Raw genomic sequence first — 16327 nt, 5'->3', positions numbered from 1 at the left:
GGAAACCAGCACGGAACGCGTCACGGACCCCACCTCAGAAGACGTCCGGGCACCACGGGCGCCTCGGCGTACGGAAGAGCCTCTCCGCCACCGCCGCCGCGCCCGGCCGCTCCTCGCTCACCGCGCCCAGCGCCACGAGCCGCAGCACGGACTCGTCACCCAGATACAGCGCGCCCAGCTCCCGCACGTCCAGCACGAGATCCGGCGACTCCGTGGTCGTCACACAGCTGGCGCCGTCCGGCGAGGCCTCCAGCCGGAACCGGCCGCCCGCCAGCTCCGCCCGGTCGTGGATGTCCAGGACGACCGTCCCGGGAACGGCGTACGTACGGGCCTCCAGCGCCCGTACGGCGTCAAGGATCCGTACCCACAGGAAGTCCGCCTGGGTCACGATCCGGGCCGCGCGCGGGTCGGGCAGGAAGTGGGGCAGCAGATCGTCCGGGGCGCGGAACCCCGTCCTGACCGTCGTGATCCAGTCGATCGAACAGAGGAACTGCCACAGGGCACGCTCCGCGCGCGGGCTCACGGCGATCAGCTTCCGTACGGACGCGGTGTTCTTCGGCTGCTTGCCGTCGCCCCACTGGTCGTCGGCGGTGTAGGTGGCCAGACCCTCGACCTCGCCGGACGCGGAGCGGTAGACGGCGTGGAAGGGCTCGACCCAGGGACGGCCGGTGGGCGCCTCGCCCGTATTGATCTGCCACCAGCGCTCGTCGCGGTCGGTCGCGCCCGGCTGGCGCAGCCGGAGGCGTTCATACAGCTCGGGACCGAGTTTCCGGACGTCGGCGGCGTCCGCCAGATCGATCCTGCCGCCGTCGACCGGGCCCGACCAGCGCGGGTCGAGACCCGTACGCGGCACATCGATCGCCCACTCGGCGACACCGGCGGCGGGGCCGAAGCCGTACCGCCCGTAGATCGGGTACTCGGCGGAGATCAGCGTGGCGACGGCGTCGCCGCGCTCCTTCGCGGCCGTCAGATCGGCGGCCATCATCCGGCCGAGCAGCCCGCGCCTGCGGTGCGTGGGCGAGACACTCACATTGGTGACGGCGTCGGCGGGCAGCACGGCGCCGCCGACCACCGTCAGCTCCTGGGCGAAGGACCGGAAGGTCGCCACGCAGCGCCCCTGGTCGAAGGCGCCGCGCGTACGGTCCAGATCGGCGCGGGCGAGCCGCTCCGCGATCACCTCGTCCACGCCGAGCGGTGGGTTCAGGAACCCGGTGTCGAGGGCTCGGCTCCAGTCGGGGAACTCGGATTCGGTGACGGTACGGACCTCAAGGCTCATGATCCGCACGCTAAGCCGTACGGGCCGCCCCGCGCATCCAGATTTTCACCATCGCTCCTGGCGGGGGCCTTCCCGCGCATCCGCCGACGCCCTCCGCCGACGCCCTCACGGTCGGAACACCCCGCTCACGCCGCGTCCAGCTCACGCCGCGTCCAGCTCACACCGCGTCCACGGTCAGAACGCGTCCACGGTCAGAACGCCGCGCGGACCGCACCGACCTCCGCGCCGCCGCCCAGCAGCGGCGCCCGGCCGATGCGTCCGACCACCTCGGCCTCCACGCCCAGCAGTTCGAGCGCGCGCGCCAGCACCGGACCCACCGCCCGGGACCCACCGTCGTCGATCTTGAACGCCAGCGCGCGGCCGTCCGCCAGCGCCACCGCCTGGACCGCTTCCGCGCCCATCTTGGAGAGCGTGCCCGGTACTTCCCTCATCAGCCAGGTGTCCGAACGGCGGGTGCCCGCCACATACTCCGGGTGGGCGCGCATCGCGTCCGCCACCCGCCGCTCGGCCGTGCCCGGCGCAGCGAGCACGAAGTGGCGGAAGGCACGGGCCAGTCCGGTCAGGCTGACCGCCATCAGCGGGGCACCGCAGCCGTCCGTGCCGACCGCCGGAACCGTCTCCTCCGCCGTCTCCTCGATCACCGTGCGGACCAGTCGCTGGAGCGGATGGTCCGGGTCCAGATAACCGTCCTTGGACCAGCCGTTCTGGGCGGAGACCGCCAGCATCGCCGCGTGCTTGCCCGAGCAGTTCATCAGGATCCGCTCACGCGCCCCGCCGGCCGCGAGATGCTCCTCCGCCGTGACCTGATCCAGCGGCAGATCCGGCGGTGTCCGCAGATCGTCCACCGTCAGTCCGTGCTCGGCGAGCATCACGCGGACGAGGTCGAGATGGAACGCCTCCCCCGAGTGGCTCGCCGCCGCCAGCGCCAGCCGTTCCCCCGACAGATCGAGACCGGCCCGCAGCACGGCGGCGGCCTGCATCGGCTTGTTGCTGGAGCGCGGGAAGACCGGCAGGCCGGGGTCGCCGAGCGCCAGCTCCACCCGCCCGTCCGCCCCGAGCAGCACGAGCGACCCGCGGTGCCGACCCTCGGTGAAGCCGGACCGTACGACCTCGGCGAGGACGGCCGGGACGGCCGTGGGGGTGGCCGCCGAGGGTATGACCGGCGGTACGGCGGGGGTGCTGGGTGTCATCGTCGGCCTTCCGGGGCAGGGGGCGAACCGCTCGGAAACGCCGACGGCGGATCGGGCGGCCGTCGGCGGTCTCGGGTGGCGGGTGCTCGTCGGGGTGGGCGGGTCCTCTTCAGCGGAGAGGGTCTTTTTCAGCGAGGGTCTTTGTCAGCAGGGATGATCTTCTTCAGATGAGCAGGTCATCCACTTGAGCTTCCCCCTCACGGTACCTCCGCGCGATCTCCGCGCTGCATTCGTTCGCCGTCTGCTGCAACTGCTGACGGCGGCGCGAGAGCTGCTGCTCGTTGCGGATCAGCCGGCTCATCGCGGAGTGCAGTTCCTCGTCCGTACGGGCCTCCAGGTCCGACAGCTCCACCTCCGCCAGCGTCTCCGCGGCCAGCGCGCGGTACTCCTCGCTGCGCGGAACGGAGAGCGTGACATGGCGGGCGGAGGTGCGGTGCCGCGAAGGGGCGTCGGTGAGGATCTCGGACAGCCGGTCGAGGAGCGGCGTCTCGGGCGCGGTACGGCGGGCCAGCTCGGCCCGCAGGATGTCGATACGCCCCTGGAGGAGCCGGCGCAGATAGCTGAGATCGGCCTCGTCGCGCTGCGAGTCCCGGCGCAGCGCGCGCAGCTCGGGCAGCCGGAGCACGGTGAAGTCGTACGGCCGCGGCGCGGGCAGCGAGCCCTCGCCGCCGGTGCGCTGTACGGGCGGACGGAGTCCGCCGGTGCCGGTGCCTGTGCCGGAGCCCGTACCAGAGCCCGTACCGGCGGCGGTGACCCCGGCCGCGACCCCTACCGCGGCCCCTACCCCGGACCCGGACCCTGGCCCGACCCCGCTGTCCGTGTCCGTCGCCCGCCCCGCCCCCGTACCCGACCCCGTACCCGGACCGGTGGCCAGAAGACCCGGACCGGTGCCCAGGCCGGAGCCGAGGACGGCACACGGGTCCGTACCACCACCGGTGGCGGCGCCCGTGGCGGCGCCGGTCCCGGCGGCGGGGACGGCGACGGGGCCGCTGCCCGTCCCGCTGGTCGTGCCACTGGCCGTGCACGTCGTCGGTACGGAACCGGGCGGCTGTCCGCCACCGGGTGTGGTCATCGCGCGTACTTCCCCTCACTCCGCTGGGGCGAACCCGGTCCCTCGCTCCGCTGGGAACCCCCCATCCCTGGACCGGCACGCGAACCGGCGCACCGCCTTCGGGCATCGTGCCACTCCTGCCCGGACGCATGCGTGCACTCCGCACCCGTTCGGCCCCCGATAGGTTGGCCCGTATGCGTGCGGTGGTGCAGAGAGTCGACGGCGCGAGCGTCGACGTCGTGACGGCGTCCGGGACCGAGACCGTCGGCGGGTTCCCGGGCGAGGGACTGTGTGTGCTGGTGGGAGTGACCCATGAGGACACCAAGGAGCAGGCGGAGCGGCTCGCCAGGAAGCTCTGGTCGATACGGCTGCTGGAGGGCGAGAGATCCTGCTCGGAAGCGGACGCTCCGCTGCTGGTCATCTCGCAGTTCACCCTCTATGGGGACGCCCGCAAGGGGCGCCGCCCGACCTGGAACGCCGCGGCGCCTGGCCCGGTGGCCGAGCCGCTGGTCGACGCGGTGGTGGCGGGTCTGCGGGCGCTCGGCGCGCGCGTGGAGACGGGCCGCTTCGGAGCGGACATGAGGGTCTCGCTGACGAACCACGGCCCGTTCACGGTGGTGCTGGACATGTGACATCGGCACCCGCGGCATGTGACATCGGCACCCGCGATTTCCGCATATCTGATGGCGCCGCATATGACATCTGCCATAGGAATGTGGTATTGGCGCTTCAGGCCTCCACGACCGCTTCCTGGGCCGCCGCCGTGTCCCCCGCCATCAGCTCCGCGTCCACCGGCACATTGCGCTTGACCAGAGCCAGCGCGATCGGGCCCAGCTCGTGATGGCGCGCCGAGGTGGTGATGAAACCGAGCTGGCGCCCCTCGGCACCGTCGGCCGCGAGCCGGACCGGCGTACCGTGCCCCGGCAGATGGACCTCGCTGCCGTCCAGATGCAGGAAGACCAGCCGACGCGGCGGCTTCCCCAGGTTCTGGACGCGCGCCACGGTCTCCTGGCCCCGGTAGCACCCCTTCTGGAGATGGACCGCGCTGCCGATCCAGCCCAGCTCGTGCGGGATGGTCCGGTGGTCGGTCTCGAAGCCGAGACGCGGCCGGTGGCCCTCGATCCGCAGCGCCTCGTGGGCGAGGGTCCCGGCCAGCGGTCCGTGCGACGCGGCATAGGTCTCCAGGTCCGCCCGGGGCAGGAAGAGATCCCTGCCGTAGGGGGTCTCCCGTACGACCACGCCCTCGGGCGGCTCCGCGATGGAGCCCGCCGGGAGGTGGACGACCGCGATGTCGTCCGTACGGTCGGCGACCTCGACCCGGTAGAAGAACTTCATCGACTCCAGGTAGGCGATCAGCGCCTCCTGCGTACCGGGCTCGACATGCGCCCAGACCGTCTCGCCGTCGTCCACCAGATACAGCGCGTGCTCGATATGGCCGTGCGCCGACAGGATCAGCGCTTCCGTGGCCCGGCCCGCGGGCAGTTCGCTCACATGCTGGGTGAGCAGCAGATGCAGCCAGCTCAGCCGGTCGTCCCCGGTCACGGTCACGACTCCGCGATGGGAGAGATCGACCAGTCCGGTGCCGTCGGCGAGGGCGCGCTGTTCACGGAACAGATCGCCGTAGTGCGCGGCGACACCTTCGTCCTGTCCTTCGGCGGGGACGGCTCCGGGCAGGGACAGCAGAGGGCTCTTCATGTCTATCAGCGTACGACTCGGGCGGACTTGGCCGCAGTGGGCCCGCGAAGCGCCGAAAAAGGCCCCGCGTCGCCCCACGACGATGCCCGCGGGGTGCCTCTGAATCGCCCGCGCGTGCCGGTGAACCGCCCGGCGTGCCCGGTGAACCGCCCGACGTACCTAGGAATCGTCCTTCGCCGCGTGCGCGGAGCATGACCGGCAGCGGCCGAAGATCGCGAAGTGCTTCATATCGGTCGTGAAGTCGTACGTCTCGCTCAGCTTGGCGGTGAATTCCGCCGCGACCTCGACATCCGCCTCGATCACTTCCGTACAGTCCCGGCAGACCATATGGATGTGGTGGTGGCGGTCGGCCAGGTGGTACGTCGGAGAGCCGTGCCCGAGATGGGTGTGCGAGACCAGACCCAGCTCCTCCAGCAGCTCAAGAGTCCGGTAGACGGTCGAGATGTTCACCCCGGAGGCGGTCTTGCGCACCTCGGAGAGGATGTCGTCCGGCGTCGCGTGTTCGAGGGTGTCGACGGCTTCGAGAACAAGCTGGCGCTGAGGCGTCAGCCGGTAACCACGCTGCCGCAGGTCGCTCTTCCAGTCGATGCTCACCACGCCCCCAGTGTAGGCAGGGGCGCACGCGATCGTGGCCGGCTACTTGAAGAAGGCGATGCCGTCGTCCGGGAGGTCGCCGAGGTCCTTGGCCCACTCCTCGACCTGGCCCGGGGTCACGACCTTCCTCAGATGCGCCGACATGTACGGGCGCAGCGGGATCTCGGGGGTGGACTTCTCGCCCACCCACATGAGGTCGCCCTTGACATAGCCGTAGAGCCGCCTGCCGCCGCTGTAGGGCCCGGAGGCCGCCGTACGGGCCACCGCGTCGGTGACCACGTCGATCTGCGGCTTCTGGTCGGCCAGCTCGCCGTACCAGACCTCCACGACGCCCTGGTCGCGGACCATCACGACCTCGACCTTGCGCTCCTTGTCGATCCGCCAGAAGCCGGACTCGGACTCGATCGGCCTGATCTTCTTGCCCTCGGCGTCGAGCGCCCAGGTGTGCGAGACGTACTCGATGAAGTCCCTGCCGTCATGGCTGAAGGTGACTTCCTGGCCGAAGTTGGCCTTCTCGTCGCCGGGGAAGTCGAAGACGCCGACACCCTCCCAGTTCCCGAGGAGGAAGACGAGGGGAACAAGGTCCGGGTGCAGGTCGGACGGGATCTCGATCATGAGCAGCTCAGTCGATCTGTAGAGGGGAGGCCGTGAGGTTGAGGACGGTGCCGGCGGCGATGGCGGCGCCGGCGGTGGTACGGCGAGTGCCTAGCGCTGGCCCTGGTACAGCTTCTTCACGGTCAGACCGGCGAAGGCGAGCGTGCCGACACAGACGAGGACCAGCAGGGAAGTGAAGAAGGCCTCAAGCACGGGGGGCTCCTCGGATGTGCGTAGGGGCGGGGCTGGGGCCGGTGGGGCCGGGCCCCAGCCTAATGGGTGGTGGCCCGGCCCTCTCGGTGAGGTGCTGCCCGCTCAGCCGAGGAGCTGATTCTGGAGCATCACGGTCTGGTGGAACGGTACGGCGGCGGCGCCGCCCTTCTTCTCCTGGACGATCAGCGCGAGGGTGTCACCCGCGAGGACATACGCCTGGCGTACCTGGGTGGGGCCGTAGGGCTTGGGCTCCGTGTACACCTTGGACAGGGTGTTGGGTACGACGTCGCCCCGGGCCCAGCCCTCGTCCAGCTCGGTCGACGGGGCGGCGGACAGCGGGATGCCGGCCGTCAGCCCGTCGCCGATCTCCTCGGCCTCGTACGTCAGCGCGAACGCGACCGACTGGAAGCGGAGCAGATAGACGCGCGAGGCGGTGCCGTCCGGCATGGTCCAGCCACGGGCCGCGATATGCCGTACGGCGTAGTCGCGCAGGGAGACCCTCAGGGCCGCGCGTTCCTCCGGGGCGTACTCGGAGAGATAGCGCTCGACGTCCACCCAGCCGCCGGTGAGCTTCTTGTCAGCGGTGGCCCCGGCCGGGGCGGGCAGCAGCAGCTCACGCACATCGGCGTAGTGGATCTCCGCCTCGTTCGCCTCGGTGAAGGGGCGCGGAGCGCCGGCGGGGAGGGCGGGCAGGGCGAGGCGCGGATACTCCCACCGGCCGTCGTCACGCGTGGCCAGCCCGGGTACGTCGGTTCGCTCCATACCGCCGATGCCGAACGCGGCACCGGTACCGAGCCCGCCGAAGACGACCACGGCGGCGGCCCAGCGCGCCACGGCCCGCAGCACCCGCCGCGACGGCCGTGCGGCCCGCGGGACCACGGGCGGCTGGAGGGGCATCGGAGGCACGCCGCCGGGAGCGATGTCCACGGCCACGGCTGCGGGCCCGGCCACGGCGGTGTCCACGGCCACGGCTGCGGGCTCGACGGCGCCCTCGGTCGCGGGCGCCGGACCGTCCTCGGCCGAGGCCACACCCTGGGGCGCGGCCTCTGTCGCGTCCGTGGGGGCCGGCTTCGGCGCTGACGTGATCTGCTCGGTCATATGTACTTCCCCGGGGATGCGATGTGGCCGAGCTGATCCCTCGTCAGTTCGGCGACGGCGGACGGGTCGAGCGGCTCCGTGCCCCGCGCGACGACATCGACGGCCAGCTCACCGTCGTACGCCACGCACTCCATCGCCGCGAGCCCCGACTCCTTCTCCTTCGGGGCCAGGAAGCATCTGGCCTCCTTGTGGCCCTCGACCGCCGGTCCCTTACGGGCCCCGGGCCGGTCCGCCTGGTTCTTGTACCAGCGGTGGACGGCCCCGCGGTCCGTCATCCGCATCAGATACACCTGGACGACCAGGTCTCCGGAGTACGCGCTGTAGGAGCGCGCGGCCATGCCCTTGACGCCCAGCCTGTCGATCTCCTTGTTCAGCGCCCTGCGCAGCTGGGCGGGGAGCCCCTCGCCGATGGACCGGAACATCTCCGTCGCCTCTTTGGCGGTCAGGGAGACATCGTTGCCGTGCTCCCCCACATCCGGACCGAGACGGTAGTCCCCGGGGACGGGGAGCAGCTTCCTGCTGAGGTCGGTGTCCGTGCGTCCTTCGGCGAAATGCTCGGCCGGGTCCGGATTCGGGCGCGGCTCGGTGTCCGGCTTCCGCCACAGCGTGGTGGGGACGGTCCTGTCGGCCCCGTCGACGGTGGTCTTGACGAACGCGATACCGCCGCCGATCGCGCCGAGGACAAGGACGGCGGGCAGCACGGTCCCGAGGAGCCGACGCGCGCGGCCGGGCGGCGCCCCTGCCGGTACCGGTACCGGTGCCGGTGTCACTGCCGGTGTCACCGCTGGTGCGGCCGGTGCCGGTGTCACTGCCGGGGAAGCCGGTGCCGGGGAAGCGCTCTCGGTGGCCTCGGTGGCCCCGGTGGTCTCAGTGGCCTTGGTGGCCAGGTCGTCGTTCACAGGCGCTCCAACTGCCGCTCGGCCAGCGTCCGGATGTCCTTCTTGCTGATCGGCTCGGTGTCGAAGATGTTGATGTCGAGCATCACATCGCCCCGGTGGGCGAGGGCGCGGGCGTGGTACTGCGGCAGGTACCCGGCCTCCCGCTCGACCTTGTAGAGGTAGTAACGGCCGTTCGAGCTGCCCTTGATGGGATCGCCTGGGTTGCCCGCGCCGTCCTCCTCCTCCGGCATGTAGGCGAACTGCCCCTCCGCGTGCTCGGGGGCGCCGAGGGACCAGTCGGCCCGGAACTGCACAAGGAAGATGTTCGTCTCGCGGTACTCGCCCTGTTCCCAGGAGGCGCACGCGGCCCGGCGGAAACCTTTCCCCGCCAGATCCTCGAACATGTAGTCCGGGTCGTCGAAGTCACGGACGTACGCGTCGAGCGAGAGCCACCCGTCACTGGCCCAGGTCAAGGCACTCTCCCTCGCGCCGGAGGGCCGGGGGAGCAGCAGCTTGCGCAGATCGCCGTCGGTCCTGACCCGGCTGTCCTCCTCGGCGGACAGCGGCTCCGCCTCCTTCCCCTCGGGAAGGGACGTGGCGGGGTACGCGAGGCCGGGCTGGGCGAGCGCCGGCAGCGGGGTCGGCGCGCGGTCGGCCTGGACGGCGTACCCGGTGGCGGTTCCGGCGACGATGCCGAGCACCGCGGCGGCGGCGATCAGCAGGGTCGTACGGCCACGCCTGCGCGGCGGCCGGCCGGGCCCCGGCACGGGCACGAACCCCGGCACGGCCCCCGGCAGAGATTCCGGAGCACCCACCGGCTCCGGCTCCGGCTCCACGGCCGCGGCAGCCACGGAGGCCGCAGGAGCCGCAGGAGCCGCAGGAGTAGCCGAGTCAGTCGGCTGAGATTCCAAAGAAAGTCCCCCCACGAGACTTCACAAGACAAGGCTTGAAGCGCGGGTTCCGTTACCCGCGCACAGACCTGACCGCCGAGCGCACAGGGTGGTTGTACCTGGGCGGATTACAGTTCGGCATATGCAATCCGCGAAGAAGCTCGTGATCAAAGTGACCGCGGGGGCCGATGCCCCCGAGCGCTGTTCCCAGGCCTTCACGGTGGCGGCGGTGGCCGTGGCCAGCGGTGTGGAGGTCTCGCTGTGGCTGACGGGCGAGTCCGCGTGGTTCGCGCTGCCGGGCAGGGCGGCGGAGTTCGAACTGCCGCACTCCGCGCCGCTGCCGGATCTCATGGAGTCGATCCGGGCCGGGGGTCTGATCACCCTCTGCACCCAGTGCGCGGCCCGCCGTGACATCACGGAGAAGGACGTCATCGAGGGGGTACGGATCGCCGGCGCGCAGGTCTTCGTCAGCGAGATCATGCCGGACGGCGTCCAGGCGCTCGTCTACTGACATCCGCCGAGTCCGCTGACGCCCGCTGAAGTCCTATGACGCCGCGGCGCCCGCCCGGAAGGCGACCCCGCCCGCACGGCGGCGCCCGCCCGGGAGGCCGCCTGGGCACATCTCCGCCCCCGGGCGGGCGCCGCTTCCTTGCCGCGTCCCGTCACGCCCCCGTTCACTGCCCTGTTCGCCGGGCTACTTCCTGCTGTCTCTCTTCTGGGGCTTCTTGCCGTCCAGCTCGTCCCACCACTCATCGGACTGAGGGTCCCCGGACGGGTCGTCCCACCAGCGGTCGTCCTTGCCGCGTGCGTTGCCCACCATGGCCGCGATCGGGGGAATGACCATGGCGACGATGCACAGGGCGACAGCGGCCGGAACCGACCAGAATCGTACGAACGTCCAGGCGGAGACGAAGAGGATCAGGCATCCGCCCATCAACAGGAAGTACCGACGACGGCGTCGCGTGTACATGTCTCCAGCGTACGACCGAAACCGCCGGCGGGCGGTGGCCCCGTCGGCGGGCGGTCGCCGTGCCTTGTCGTGCCTGTCCGCCGACGCGGAGTCCTTACGCGTCCGCGGCGACGTCCGCGAGGTAGGCACGCAGTACGCGGGGCTGGAGACCGTACCGCCGCTTGAAGGACGGGTTGCGCCGGCCCAGCTCGACCCAGTCGCGGCCCGACGCCCACGCCTCCCGCATCACCTGGGCGTACGCCACATAGAACGGGCTGTAGCCGGGGGTGTCCTTCTGTGTGTATCCCACTGCCCAGTAGTGCAGCCGGGTGTCGTCGGTGAGGGTGAGCGCGGAGGCGATCATCCGGTCCTCGACCCGGAGTTCGATGGCCTGGACACCGTCGCCGAGAGCCAGCACGAAGTCCTGGAAGAGGCCGGGCCGGTAGTAGTCGGAGTTGTCGAATTTGGCGGCGGTGGCGCGGGCCAGCCGTACGAACTCGTCGAGATCCGCGCTCCGCGCGTCGCCCGTGCGGACGGTGACTCCCGCTCGCTCCGCCTCGCGCAGGTCGTGTCTGAGGTTGTACCGCGCCTTCCTGCTGAGCGCGTTGGTGAGGTAGTCGTCGAATCCCGTGTACCGGTCCAGGGTCAGTCCCCATCCCACGTCGATGTCGACCCCGGCGAATCCGGCGTCCGTCAGCAGCGCGTCCAGCGGGCCGGCCGCGTCCACGTTGGCCATGCCGCACAGCCGCGCGTCCCACTGGCACGCGATGTCCCGCAGCGCGGTGACGGCGCGACGGGCGGCGGACGCGCCGCCGGGGCCGGGCCGTACCGGCAGCACGGTGTCGTAGCAGTGCCACACATGGCTGAGCAGCACGGTCCGGCCCACCGCGTGGGGATGGTGATCGGCGATGACCCGCATCGGGTCGACATCGCGTTGCAGATAGAGGGGCAGGGCCGCGTGGGCGCGCCCCGACCGGTCCTCGACCGTGAGATACGCGGTACGCAGGACCGGATGCAGCGGGTGCTTCTCGAAGGCCCGCAGGAAGGGGCGGCGGTAGAAGACGGGGGCGCGGGCGGCCGTCATCAGGTCGTCCCACCGTCCGTCGATCTCGTCGATGGTGGTGTGGACACGCACGGTGCAGTCCATGACGCCCCCTCAGTCCCTCGGGACCCAGTCGAGGATCACCTTGCCCGCGTCCCCTCCGGCCGCGGTGGCGAAGGCCTTCTCGTACTCCTCCGCGGCGAAGTGGTCGGTGATGGTGAACGACGGGTCCACACCCTGGTCCAGCAGGTCGGCCATGGTGTGCCAGGTGTCGAAGACCTTGCGTCCGCTGATCCCTTGGATGGTCAGCATGCGCAGGGCGATGTCCGACCAGTCGGTGGGTATGTCCTCGTCGGGCAGACCGAGGACGCCGATCCGGCCGCCGTGCGCCATGGCGCCGATCAGACCACGCAGAGCGGCCGGGTTGCCCGACATCTCGAAGCCGATGTCGAAGCCGTTCTCCGCACCGAGCGCGGCGGCGGTGTCGATCGGCCCGTGACCCGCGTCGATGACGAGATGGGCCCCGGCGCGTCGGGCGAGGTCCAGCCGGAAGGGGCTGATGTCGCTGACCGCGACCAGGCGCGCCCCCCGGTGCAGGGCGACGGCGGCGGCCAGGACACCGATCGGTCCCGCTCCGGTGACCAGGACGGTCCGGTCGCGGACGGGAAAGGCGTCGGCGATGTGGACGGCGTTGCCGAAGGCGTCGAAGATGGCGGCGACATCGAGGGAGACACCGGGGCGGTGCACCCAGACGCTCCGCGCGGGCAGCACCACATACTCGGCGAACGCGCCGTCGCGCTGCACCCCGAGGCCCTGCGCCGCGCGACACAGGTGTTTCCTGTCCGCCTGGCAGTTGACACAGGTGTCGCAGGTCAGGTGCCCTTCCGCGCTGACGAGCTGGCCGGGCGGCAGACCTCCGACGCTCGCCCCGGTCTCCACGATCTCGCCGACGAACTCATGGCCGATGACACGGGGCGTCGTCACCGTCCGCGCCGCCCAGGGGCTTCCTTCGAAGATGTGCAGGTCCGTGCCGCAGATGCCGGTGCGCAGCACCCGGATGAGCACGTCGTGGCGGCCCGGTACGGGGGCCGGGACATCGACGAAGTCCAGCCCTTCACCGGGCCCCGACTTGACGAGCGCCTTCACCGGACACCCGCCGGTCCGTCGCTGCCGGCCATCGGCCGGCCGGCGAGAGCGTCCAGCGGAACGGCGACGCGCTGGTCCTTCTTGTCCGCGAGCCACTGGTCGATGTCCAGCAGCCACCACCGGTGGACCTCCAGAAGATAGAAGCGCCGGGGTCCCTCGTCCCGGAACTCCCCCAGCGGCAGGCGCCATTGGCGGCGGACCGACTCGTCCGGGAAGTTCCGTTCGTAGTACCAGTCGCTGAGTTCCTGGAGTTCGTCAGGTCCCACCGGCCTCGCGGTGGCGGTGAACTGAGCGCCGTCCAGGCCCAGTCCGGGCAGCCCGGTCAGATAGACCGAGCCGGAGATCCGCGGGTCGGCCTCGATGTCGCGTGAGTGCCTGGCCCGGCGCATCGAGTACCACAGCAGCCGCAGCGGCTGCCGCAGCGGTACGTAGTTGACCGTGGAGGCCCAGGCCCCCTCGGGGCCGTGGGTGGCCAGGGTCATGAAGCGGGCGTTCTCGATGAGGAAATGGCTGCGTTCGGCGAGTTCGGGCAGTGGTGTCATGAGGGGCTGTCTTCCTTCCGGGTGTCGAGGATCGCGGCGTGGGGGGTGCTGAGATAGGGCTGCCAGAAGTCGGGCGGTCCGGCGGCGGCCGTGGGTGACAGCCGGTGGGACCGCCACCGGACGGGACCGAAGCCGGTCTCCCGCAGCGCCCGCTCCAGCGTCGTGGCGCTCCAGTAGCGCGCGGTGACATGGGTCTCGTACGCGGCGAAGCGCAGTTCGAGATCCACGGGGGAGCCGTCTTCCGGGGACCGGCCGGTGGTGAGGCGGAAGCCGTAGCGTTCGTAGTGGCCGGGGTCGTGGTGGACCCCGGGATGGACGGGCAGGGTGACGAACCGTCCGCCCGGCCGCAGCGCGTCGGCGGCGGTCCGGCACAGCCCGGTGAGCTCCGCGTAGGTGGTGGCGTACGGCAGTACGTACACGCCGAGCACCACGTCGAAGGCGCCCTCCAGCGCGGCCGGCAGAGGGCCGCTGACATAGCTCACGCCCAGAGGCTCCGCGGACTCCCGTACGCGGGCGTGGTCGATCATTCCGCCCGAATCGTCGAGCCCGACCACCCGCCCCGCGCCGCACCGTGCCAGCGTCCGGCTGTAGACACCGCTCCCGCAGCCCAGATCCAGGACCCGGAGCCCGGAGAGGTCGCCGAGCACTCCCAGCACACTCGGGAACTCCAGTTCCCGCCGGAACGGAAGCCGGGAGAACTCCTCGTAGATCTCGGCGAGTTCGTCGAACTGTGTCATCAGGGACTCCTCGATCCTCTGGACGTGAGGCGGCGTGAGGCCTCTGGACGTGAGGCGGCGTGAGGCGGCGTGGGGCGGAGATACCGGACAGCGGCTGTCCCGGTGACCGAAAGCGGGATGAACTGCCGTGCGAGAGGGAACATCTCCTAGGCTTGCCCACCGACCTCCCCCTGAGCGTGGCCCGCCGTGATCGATGCGTGCGCGCGTTGAACGCGTGTGCCGTCGCGCCCCCTTGACGGAAGCGGACAGGGCTCGCCGGGCCCGTCCTGAGGAGAAACGAGGCCTTGGCCCGCCATCAGCCCAACCCCCGTCTCGCCGCGCTGCTCAACGAAGCCCACTGGAGCCCGAGCGAACTGGCACGGGCCGTCAACGAACTGGGCGCGGCACAGGGTCTGCAACTGCGTTACGACCGCACCTCGGTCGCCCACTGGCTGACCGGCTCCCGCCCCCGGCCGCCCATACCCGTCCTGGTCGCCTCGGCCCTCAGCCGCCGCAGCGGCCGCCTGGTCACCGAGGAGGAGACCGGTCTCGCACAGCCCCTGCGGGACACCGGCGATTCCCTCCTGGGCGACGGGCCGGAGACGGGCGGTGTCATGGACCGGCTGACGGCACTGGCCCGCGCCGACGCCGACCCGACCCGCCGCGCCCTTCTGGCCGGCAACGCCTACGACCTGGCCGCCGCCACCGCGCCGGCCTGGAGCCCCGTACCGTCCGCCGCGGTGCGGTACGGCGCCGCGGGATCACGCGCCGCCGGACCCCGGGCCGCCTCGGGGGATGTCCAGCGGCTGCTCTGGATGGTCCATCTCTTCGCGGATCTCATGGAGCGTCACGGCGGTGCTCACGCGCGCTCCGCGCTGACCGCCTACCTCGCCGAGGACACGAGCCGTCTGCTGGCCGCTCCCGCCCGGCCCGCCCTGCGCCGGGACCTGTTCACCGGCGCGGCCCAACTCACCCATCTGCTGGCCCGTATGAGCATGGACGCCGGCTATCCCAGCCTGGCCCAGCACTACTTCGGCACCGCACTCGGCCTCGCCCACGAGGCCGGTGACCGGCGCCTCTTCGCGATCACCCTGCGCGCCATGAGCCTCCAGGCGATGTTCCTCGGATTCCACGCGCACGCGGGGGGTCTCGCCGAGGCCGCCGTGGACACCGCCGGACCCCGTACCGACCGGGCGACCCGGGCTTTCCTCCTGAGCCAGCGCGCGCTCACCCACGCCCACGCGCAGCAGCGGCACAGAGCCATGAGCGATCTCGCGGCGGCCGAGACCCACCATGACCGCGCGACCGGCCCGCCGGGACCCTTCACCAGCTACCCCCGGGCCGGACTCGACTACCAGCGCGGCAGGACCCTGCTCGCCCTGGGGGATACGGCGCGGGCGGCGCAGGCCCTGACCGTCGCGGCCGAGGGCCGCCGGGAGGACCGGCACAGATCCAGCGCCCTCAGCCGCGCACGGCTCGCCGACACGCTCCTGACACTGGGGCATCTGGAGGAGTCCTGCACCCACTGGCACGTCTTCCTCGACCACTACCCGAGCCTGCGCTCGGCCGCCGCGGACCAGGCGCTCAGGCGTCTGCGCGGGTCCCTGCGCGGTTTCCGCCACCAGCCGCACGCCGCCGCCGTACTCCACCGCGCCCGGGGCCTGGCCTTCCTGCCGCCCAACCCCTGATCAGCCGGCCCGTCCTGCTCAGTTGGCTCGCCCTGCTCAGCCGGCTCGCGGAATCGTCCTGTTGTCCGTGCTCTCCCCGGCACCGCCGGGTGTCTCCGGTACGGGGGAAGGCGGTACGGGGGAAGGCGCGCCAGGTGCCTTCCGGGCTTTGACGAGCACCTTGGGCACCCTCGGCACTCTCGGCACTCTCAGGGGATCGAAAGCAAAGGGATCGTCCATGCCCCATGCGTACACCGCCCGTCACCGGGCGCAAGGTTTCTCCCGGAGGAGTCGGCACGATCGATCTCCCGTCATGGCCCGACATCGCCCGTCCGGCCCCAGGTCGTGTCTCGCGGCTCCAGGGCTCCGGGGGCTCCAGGGCTCGGGGCTCCGGGACTCGGGGCTCCGGGCAGCACTCCGCCCCGCCGGACGACTCCGGCGGGGCGGAAGAGCCTCGGGACTGTGCGGGCTCAGACGGCGATCGCGACCTCCGAGAGGCCTCCGGTCTGCGCGACGACCGTACGGTCCGCCGTGGCGCCGGGAACGAGCGCGCGCACGGTCCACGTGCCCTCGGCGGCGTAGAAGCGGAACTGGCCGGTCGCCGAGGTCGGGACCTCCGCGGTGAATTCGCCGGTCGAGTCCAGCAGGCGTACATAACCGGTGACGGGCTCGCCGTCACGGGTCACGGAACCCTGGATGGTGGTCTCGCCGGGCTTGATCGTCGAAGCGTCGGGGCCGCCGGCCTGTGCTCCACACATACTGTTCAGTCCTCCAGGTCGGAACGTG

At 71.4% G+C, this 16327-nt stretch carries 18 protein-coding genes; 3 read left to right on the top strand and 15 right to left on the bottom strand.

The window, feature by feature from the left end:
- Positions 1 to 34 precede the first annotated feature (34 nt).
- The 3 genes from ACWGDX_RS14910 to ACWGDX_RS14900 all read right to left on the bottom strand — a co-directional run bounded on the left by ACWGDX_RS14910 (position 35) and on the right by ACWGDX_RS14900 (position 3121).
- Positions 35 to 1276, bottom strand: a complete 1242-nt coding sequence (locus ACWGDX_RS14910; protein ID WP_453625626.1) for a GNAT family N-acetyltransferase — start codon at positions 1274 to 1276, stop codon at positions 35 to 37.
- 191 nt (positions 1277 to 1467) lie between these two features.
- Entirely contained in the window at positions 1468 to 2466 is a 999-nt protein-coding gene (locus ACWGDX_RS14905; RefSeq protein WP_453625624.1) for an asparaginase, read from the bottom strand.
- Positions 2467 to 2629: 163 nt separating this feature from the next.
- Positions 2630 to 3121 (bottom strand): RsiG family protein, encoded by a 492-nt coding sequence (locus ACWGDX_RS14900; RefSeq protein ID WP_453625691.1) that lies wholly within the window; start codon positions 3119 to 3121, stop codon positions 2630 to 2632.
- A 590-nt stretch (positions 3122 to 3711) separates the two neighbouring features.
- Here ACWGDX_RS14900 and dtd point away from each other — a divergent pair.
- Entirely contained in the window at positions 3712 to 4149 is a 438-nt protein-coding gene (gene dtd, locus ACWGDX_RS14895) for a D-aminoacyl-tRNA deacylase (protein ID WP_453625622.1), read from the top strand.
- Positions 4150 to 4246: 97 nt separating this feature from the next.
- Here the strand turns inward: dtd and ygfZ are convergent, their stop codons facing one another.
- From ygfZ to ACWGDX_RS14865, 6 genes are all read right to left on the bottom strand, one after another.
- Entirely contained in the window at positions 4247 to 5212 is a 966-nt protein-coding gene (gene ygfZ / locus ACWGDX_RS14890) for a CAF17-like 4Fe-4S cluster assembly/insertion protein YgfZ (protein WP_363082572.1), read from the bottom strand.
- 159 nt (positions 5213 to 5371) lie between these two features.
- Entirely contained in the window at positions 5372 to 5809 is a 438-nt protein-coding gene (locus tag ACWGDX_RS14885; RefSeq protein WP_453625620.1) for a Fur family transcriptional regulator, read from the bottom strand.
- Positions 5810 to 5848: 39 nt separating this feature from the next.
- Complete coding sequence (locus ACWGDX_RS14880) at positions 5849 to 6421, bottom strand: FABP family protein (protein ID WP_453625618.1); 573 nt, start codon at positions 6419 to 6421, stop codon at positions 5849 to 5851.
- Positions 6422 to 6715: 294 nt separating this feature from the next.
- The gene (locus ACWGDX_RS14875; RefSeq protein ID WP_453625616.1) at positions 6716 to 7711 is read right to left on the bottom strand and encodes a hypothetical protein; all 996 of its coding nucleotides are present in this window, start codon (positions 7709 to 7711) and stop codon (positions 6716 to 6718) included.
- Positions 7708 to 8610: a hypothetical protein gene (locus ACWGDX_RS14870; protein ID WP_453625614.1), complete on the bottom strand. Its 903-nt coding sequence runs from the start codon at positions 8608 to 8610 to the stop codon at positions 7708 to 7710. Before ACWGDX_RS14870 ends, ACWGDX_RS14875 begins: the two co-directional genes overlap by 4 nt.
- A complete protein-coding gene (locus ACWGDX_RS14865; RefSeq protein WP_453625612.1) occupies positions 8607 to 9404 on the bottom strand; it encodes a hypothetical protein in 798 nt (265 codons plus the stop codon). Before ACWGDX_RS14865 ends, ACWGDX_RS14870 begins: the two co-directional genes overlap by 4 nt.
- Positions 9405 to 9621: 217 nt before the next feature.
- On the opposite strand from ACWGDX_RS14865, the gene ACWGDX_RS14860 reads away from it, so the two are divergent.
- On the top strand, positions 9622 to 9990 hold the full coding sequence (locus ACWGDX_RS14860) for a DsrE family protein (RefSeq protein ID WP_363082566.1): 369 nt from the start codon (positions 9622 to 9624) through the stop codon (positions 9988 to 9990).
- 183 nt (positions 9991 to 10173) lie between these two features.
- Here the strand turns inward: ACWGDX_RS14860 and ACWGDX_RS14855 are convergent, their stop codons facing one another.
- The 5 genes from ACWGDX_RS14855 to ACWGDX_RS14835 form a co-directional block, all read right to left on the bottom strand.
- The gene (locus tag ACWGDX_RS14855) at positions 10174 to 10449 is read right to left on the bottom strand and encodes a DUF3099 domain-containing protein (RefSeq protein ID WP_453625610.1); all 276 of its coding nucleotides are present in this window, start codon (positions 10447 to 10449) and stop codon (positions 10174 to 10176) included.
- A 94-nt stretch (positions 10450 to 10543) separates the two neighbouring features.
- Positions 10544 to 11575, bottom strand: a complete 1032-nt coding sequence (locus tag ACWGDX_RS14850) for a GNAT family N-acetyltransferase (protein WP_453625608.1) — start codon at positions 11573 to 11575, stop codon at positions 10544 to 10546.
- Between the two features lie 9 nt (positions 11576 to 11584).
- Positions 11585 to 12616 (bottom strand): L-threonine 3-dehydrogenase, encoded by a 1032-nt coding sequence (tdh, locus tag ACWGDX_RS14845; protein ID WP_453625606.1) that lies wholly within the window; start codon positions 12614 to 12616, stop codon positions 11585 to 11587.
- On the bottom strand, positions 12613 to 13158 hold the full coding sequence (locus ACWGDX_RS14840) for a pyridoxamine 5'-phosphate oxidase family protein (protein WP_453625604.1): 546 nt from the start codon (positions 13156 to 13158) through the stop codon (positions 12613 to 12615). The genes tdh and ACWGDX_RS14840 overlap by 4 nt, the downstream gene beginning before the upstream one ends.
- Complete coding sequence (locus ACWGDX_RS14835; RefSeq protein WP_453625689.1) at positions 13155 to 13910, bottom strand: class I SAM-dependent methyltransferase; 756 nt, start codon at positions 13908 to 13910, stop codon at positions 13155 to 13157. The genes ACWGDX_RS14840 and ACWGDX_RS14835 overlap by 4 nt, the downstream gene beginning before the upstream one ends.
- A gap of 269 nt (positions 13911 to 14179) precedes the next feature.
- Between ACWGDX_RS14835 and ACWGDX_RS14830 the strand changes: the two genes are divergently transcribed.
- Entirely contained in the window at positions 14180 to 15562 is a 1383-nt protein-coding gene (locus ACWGDX_RS14830) for a hypothetical protein (RefSeq protein WP_453625602.1), read from the top strand.
- 449 nt (positions 15563 to 16011) lie between these two features.
- On the opposite strand, the gene ACWGDX_RS14825 is transcribed toward ACWGDX_RS14830, so the two are convergent.
- Positions 16012 to 16299 carry a DUF1416 domain-containing protein gene (locus ACWGDX_RS14825; protein ID WP_093594878.1) on the bottom strand — a complete coding sequence of 96 codons (288 nt, stop codon included), beginning with the start codon at positions 16297 to 16299 and terminating at the stop codon, positions 16012 to 16014.
- Positions 16300 to 16327: the final 28 nt, after the last annotated feature.

The organism is Streptomyces sp. NPDC055025 (assembly GCF_053608565.1).
This window is presented reverse-complemented; position numbering and strand designations above follow the sequence as displayed.

Excerpts from the sequence above, each read along its gene's own strand:
- ACWGDX_RS14910 (WP_453625626.1), bottom strand. The coding sequence starts at position 1,276 with ATGAGCCTTGAGGTCCGTACCGTCACCGAATCCGAGTTCCCCGACTGG.
- ACWGDX_RS14860 (WP_363082566.1), top strand. The coding sequence starts at position 9,622 with ATGCAATCCGCGAAGAAGCTCGTGATCAAAGTGACCGCGGGGGCCGAT.
- ACWGDX_RS14905 (WP_453625624.1), bottom strand. The coding sequence starts at position 2,466 with ATGACACCCAGCACCCCCGCCGTACCGCCGGTCATACCCTCGGCGGCC.
- ACWGDX_RS14825 (WP_093594878.1), bottom strand. The coding sequence starts at position 16,299 with ATGTGTGGAGCACAGGCCGGCGGCCCCGACGCTTCGACGATCAAGCCC.
- dtd (WP_453625622.1), top strand. The coding sequence starts at position 3,712 with ATGCGTGCGGTGGTGCAGAGAGTCGACGGCGCGAGCGTCGACGTCGTG.
- ACWGDX_RS14880 (WP_453625618.1), bottom strand. The coding sequence starts at position 6,421 with ATGATCGAGATCCCGTCCGACCTGCACCCGGACCTTGTTCCCCTCGTC.
- ACWGDX_RS14850 (WP_453625608.1), bottom strand. The coding sequence starts at position 11,575 with ATGGACTGCACCGTGCGTGTCCACACCACCATCGACGAGATCGACGGA.
- ACWGDX_RS14875 (WP_453625616.1), bottom strand. The coding sequence starts at position 7,711 with ATGACCGAGCAGATCACGTCAGCGCCGAAGCCGGCCCCCACGGACGCG.
- ygfZ (WP_363082572.1), bottom strand. The coding sequence starts at position 5,212 with ATGAAGAGCCCTCTGCTGTCCCTGCCCGGAGCCGTCCCCGCCGAAGGA.
- ACWGDX_RS14855 (WP_453625610.1), bottom strand. The coding sequence starts at position 10,449 with ATGTACACGCGACGCCGTCGTCGGTACTTCCTGTTGATGGGCGGATGC.
- ACWGDX_RS14840 (WP_453625604.1), bottom strand. The coding sequence starts at position 13,158 with ATGACACCACTGCCCGAACTCGCCGAACGCAGCCATTTCCTCATCGAG.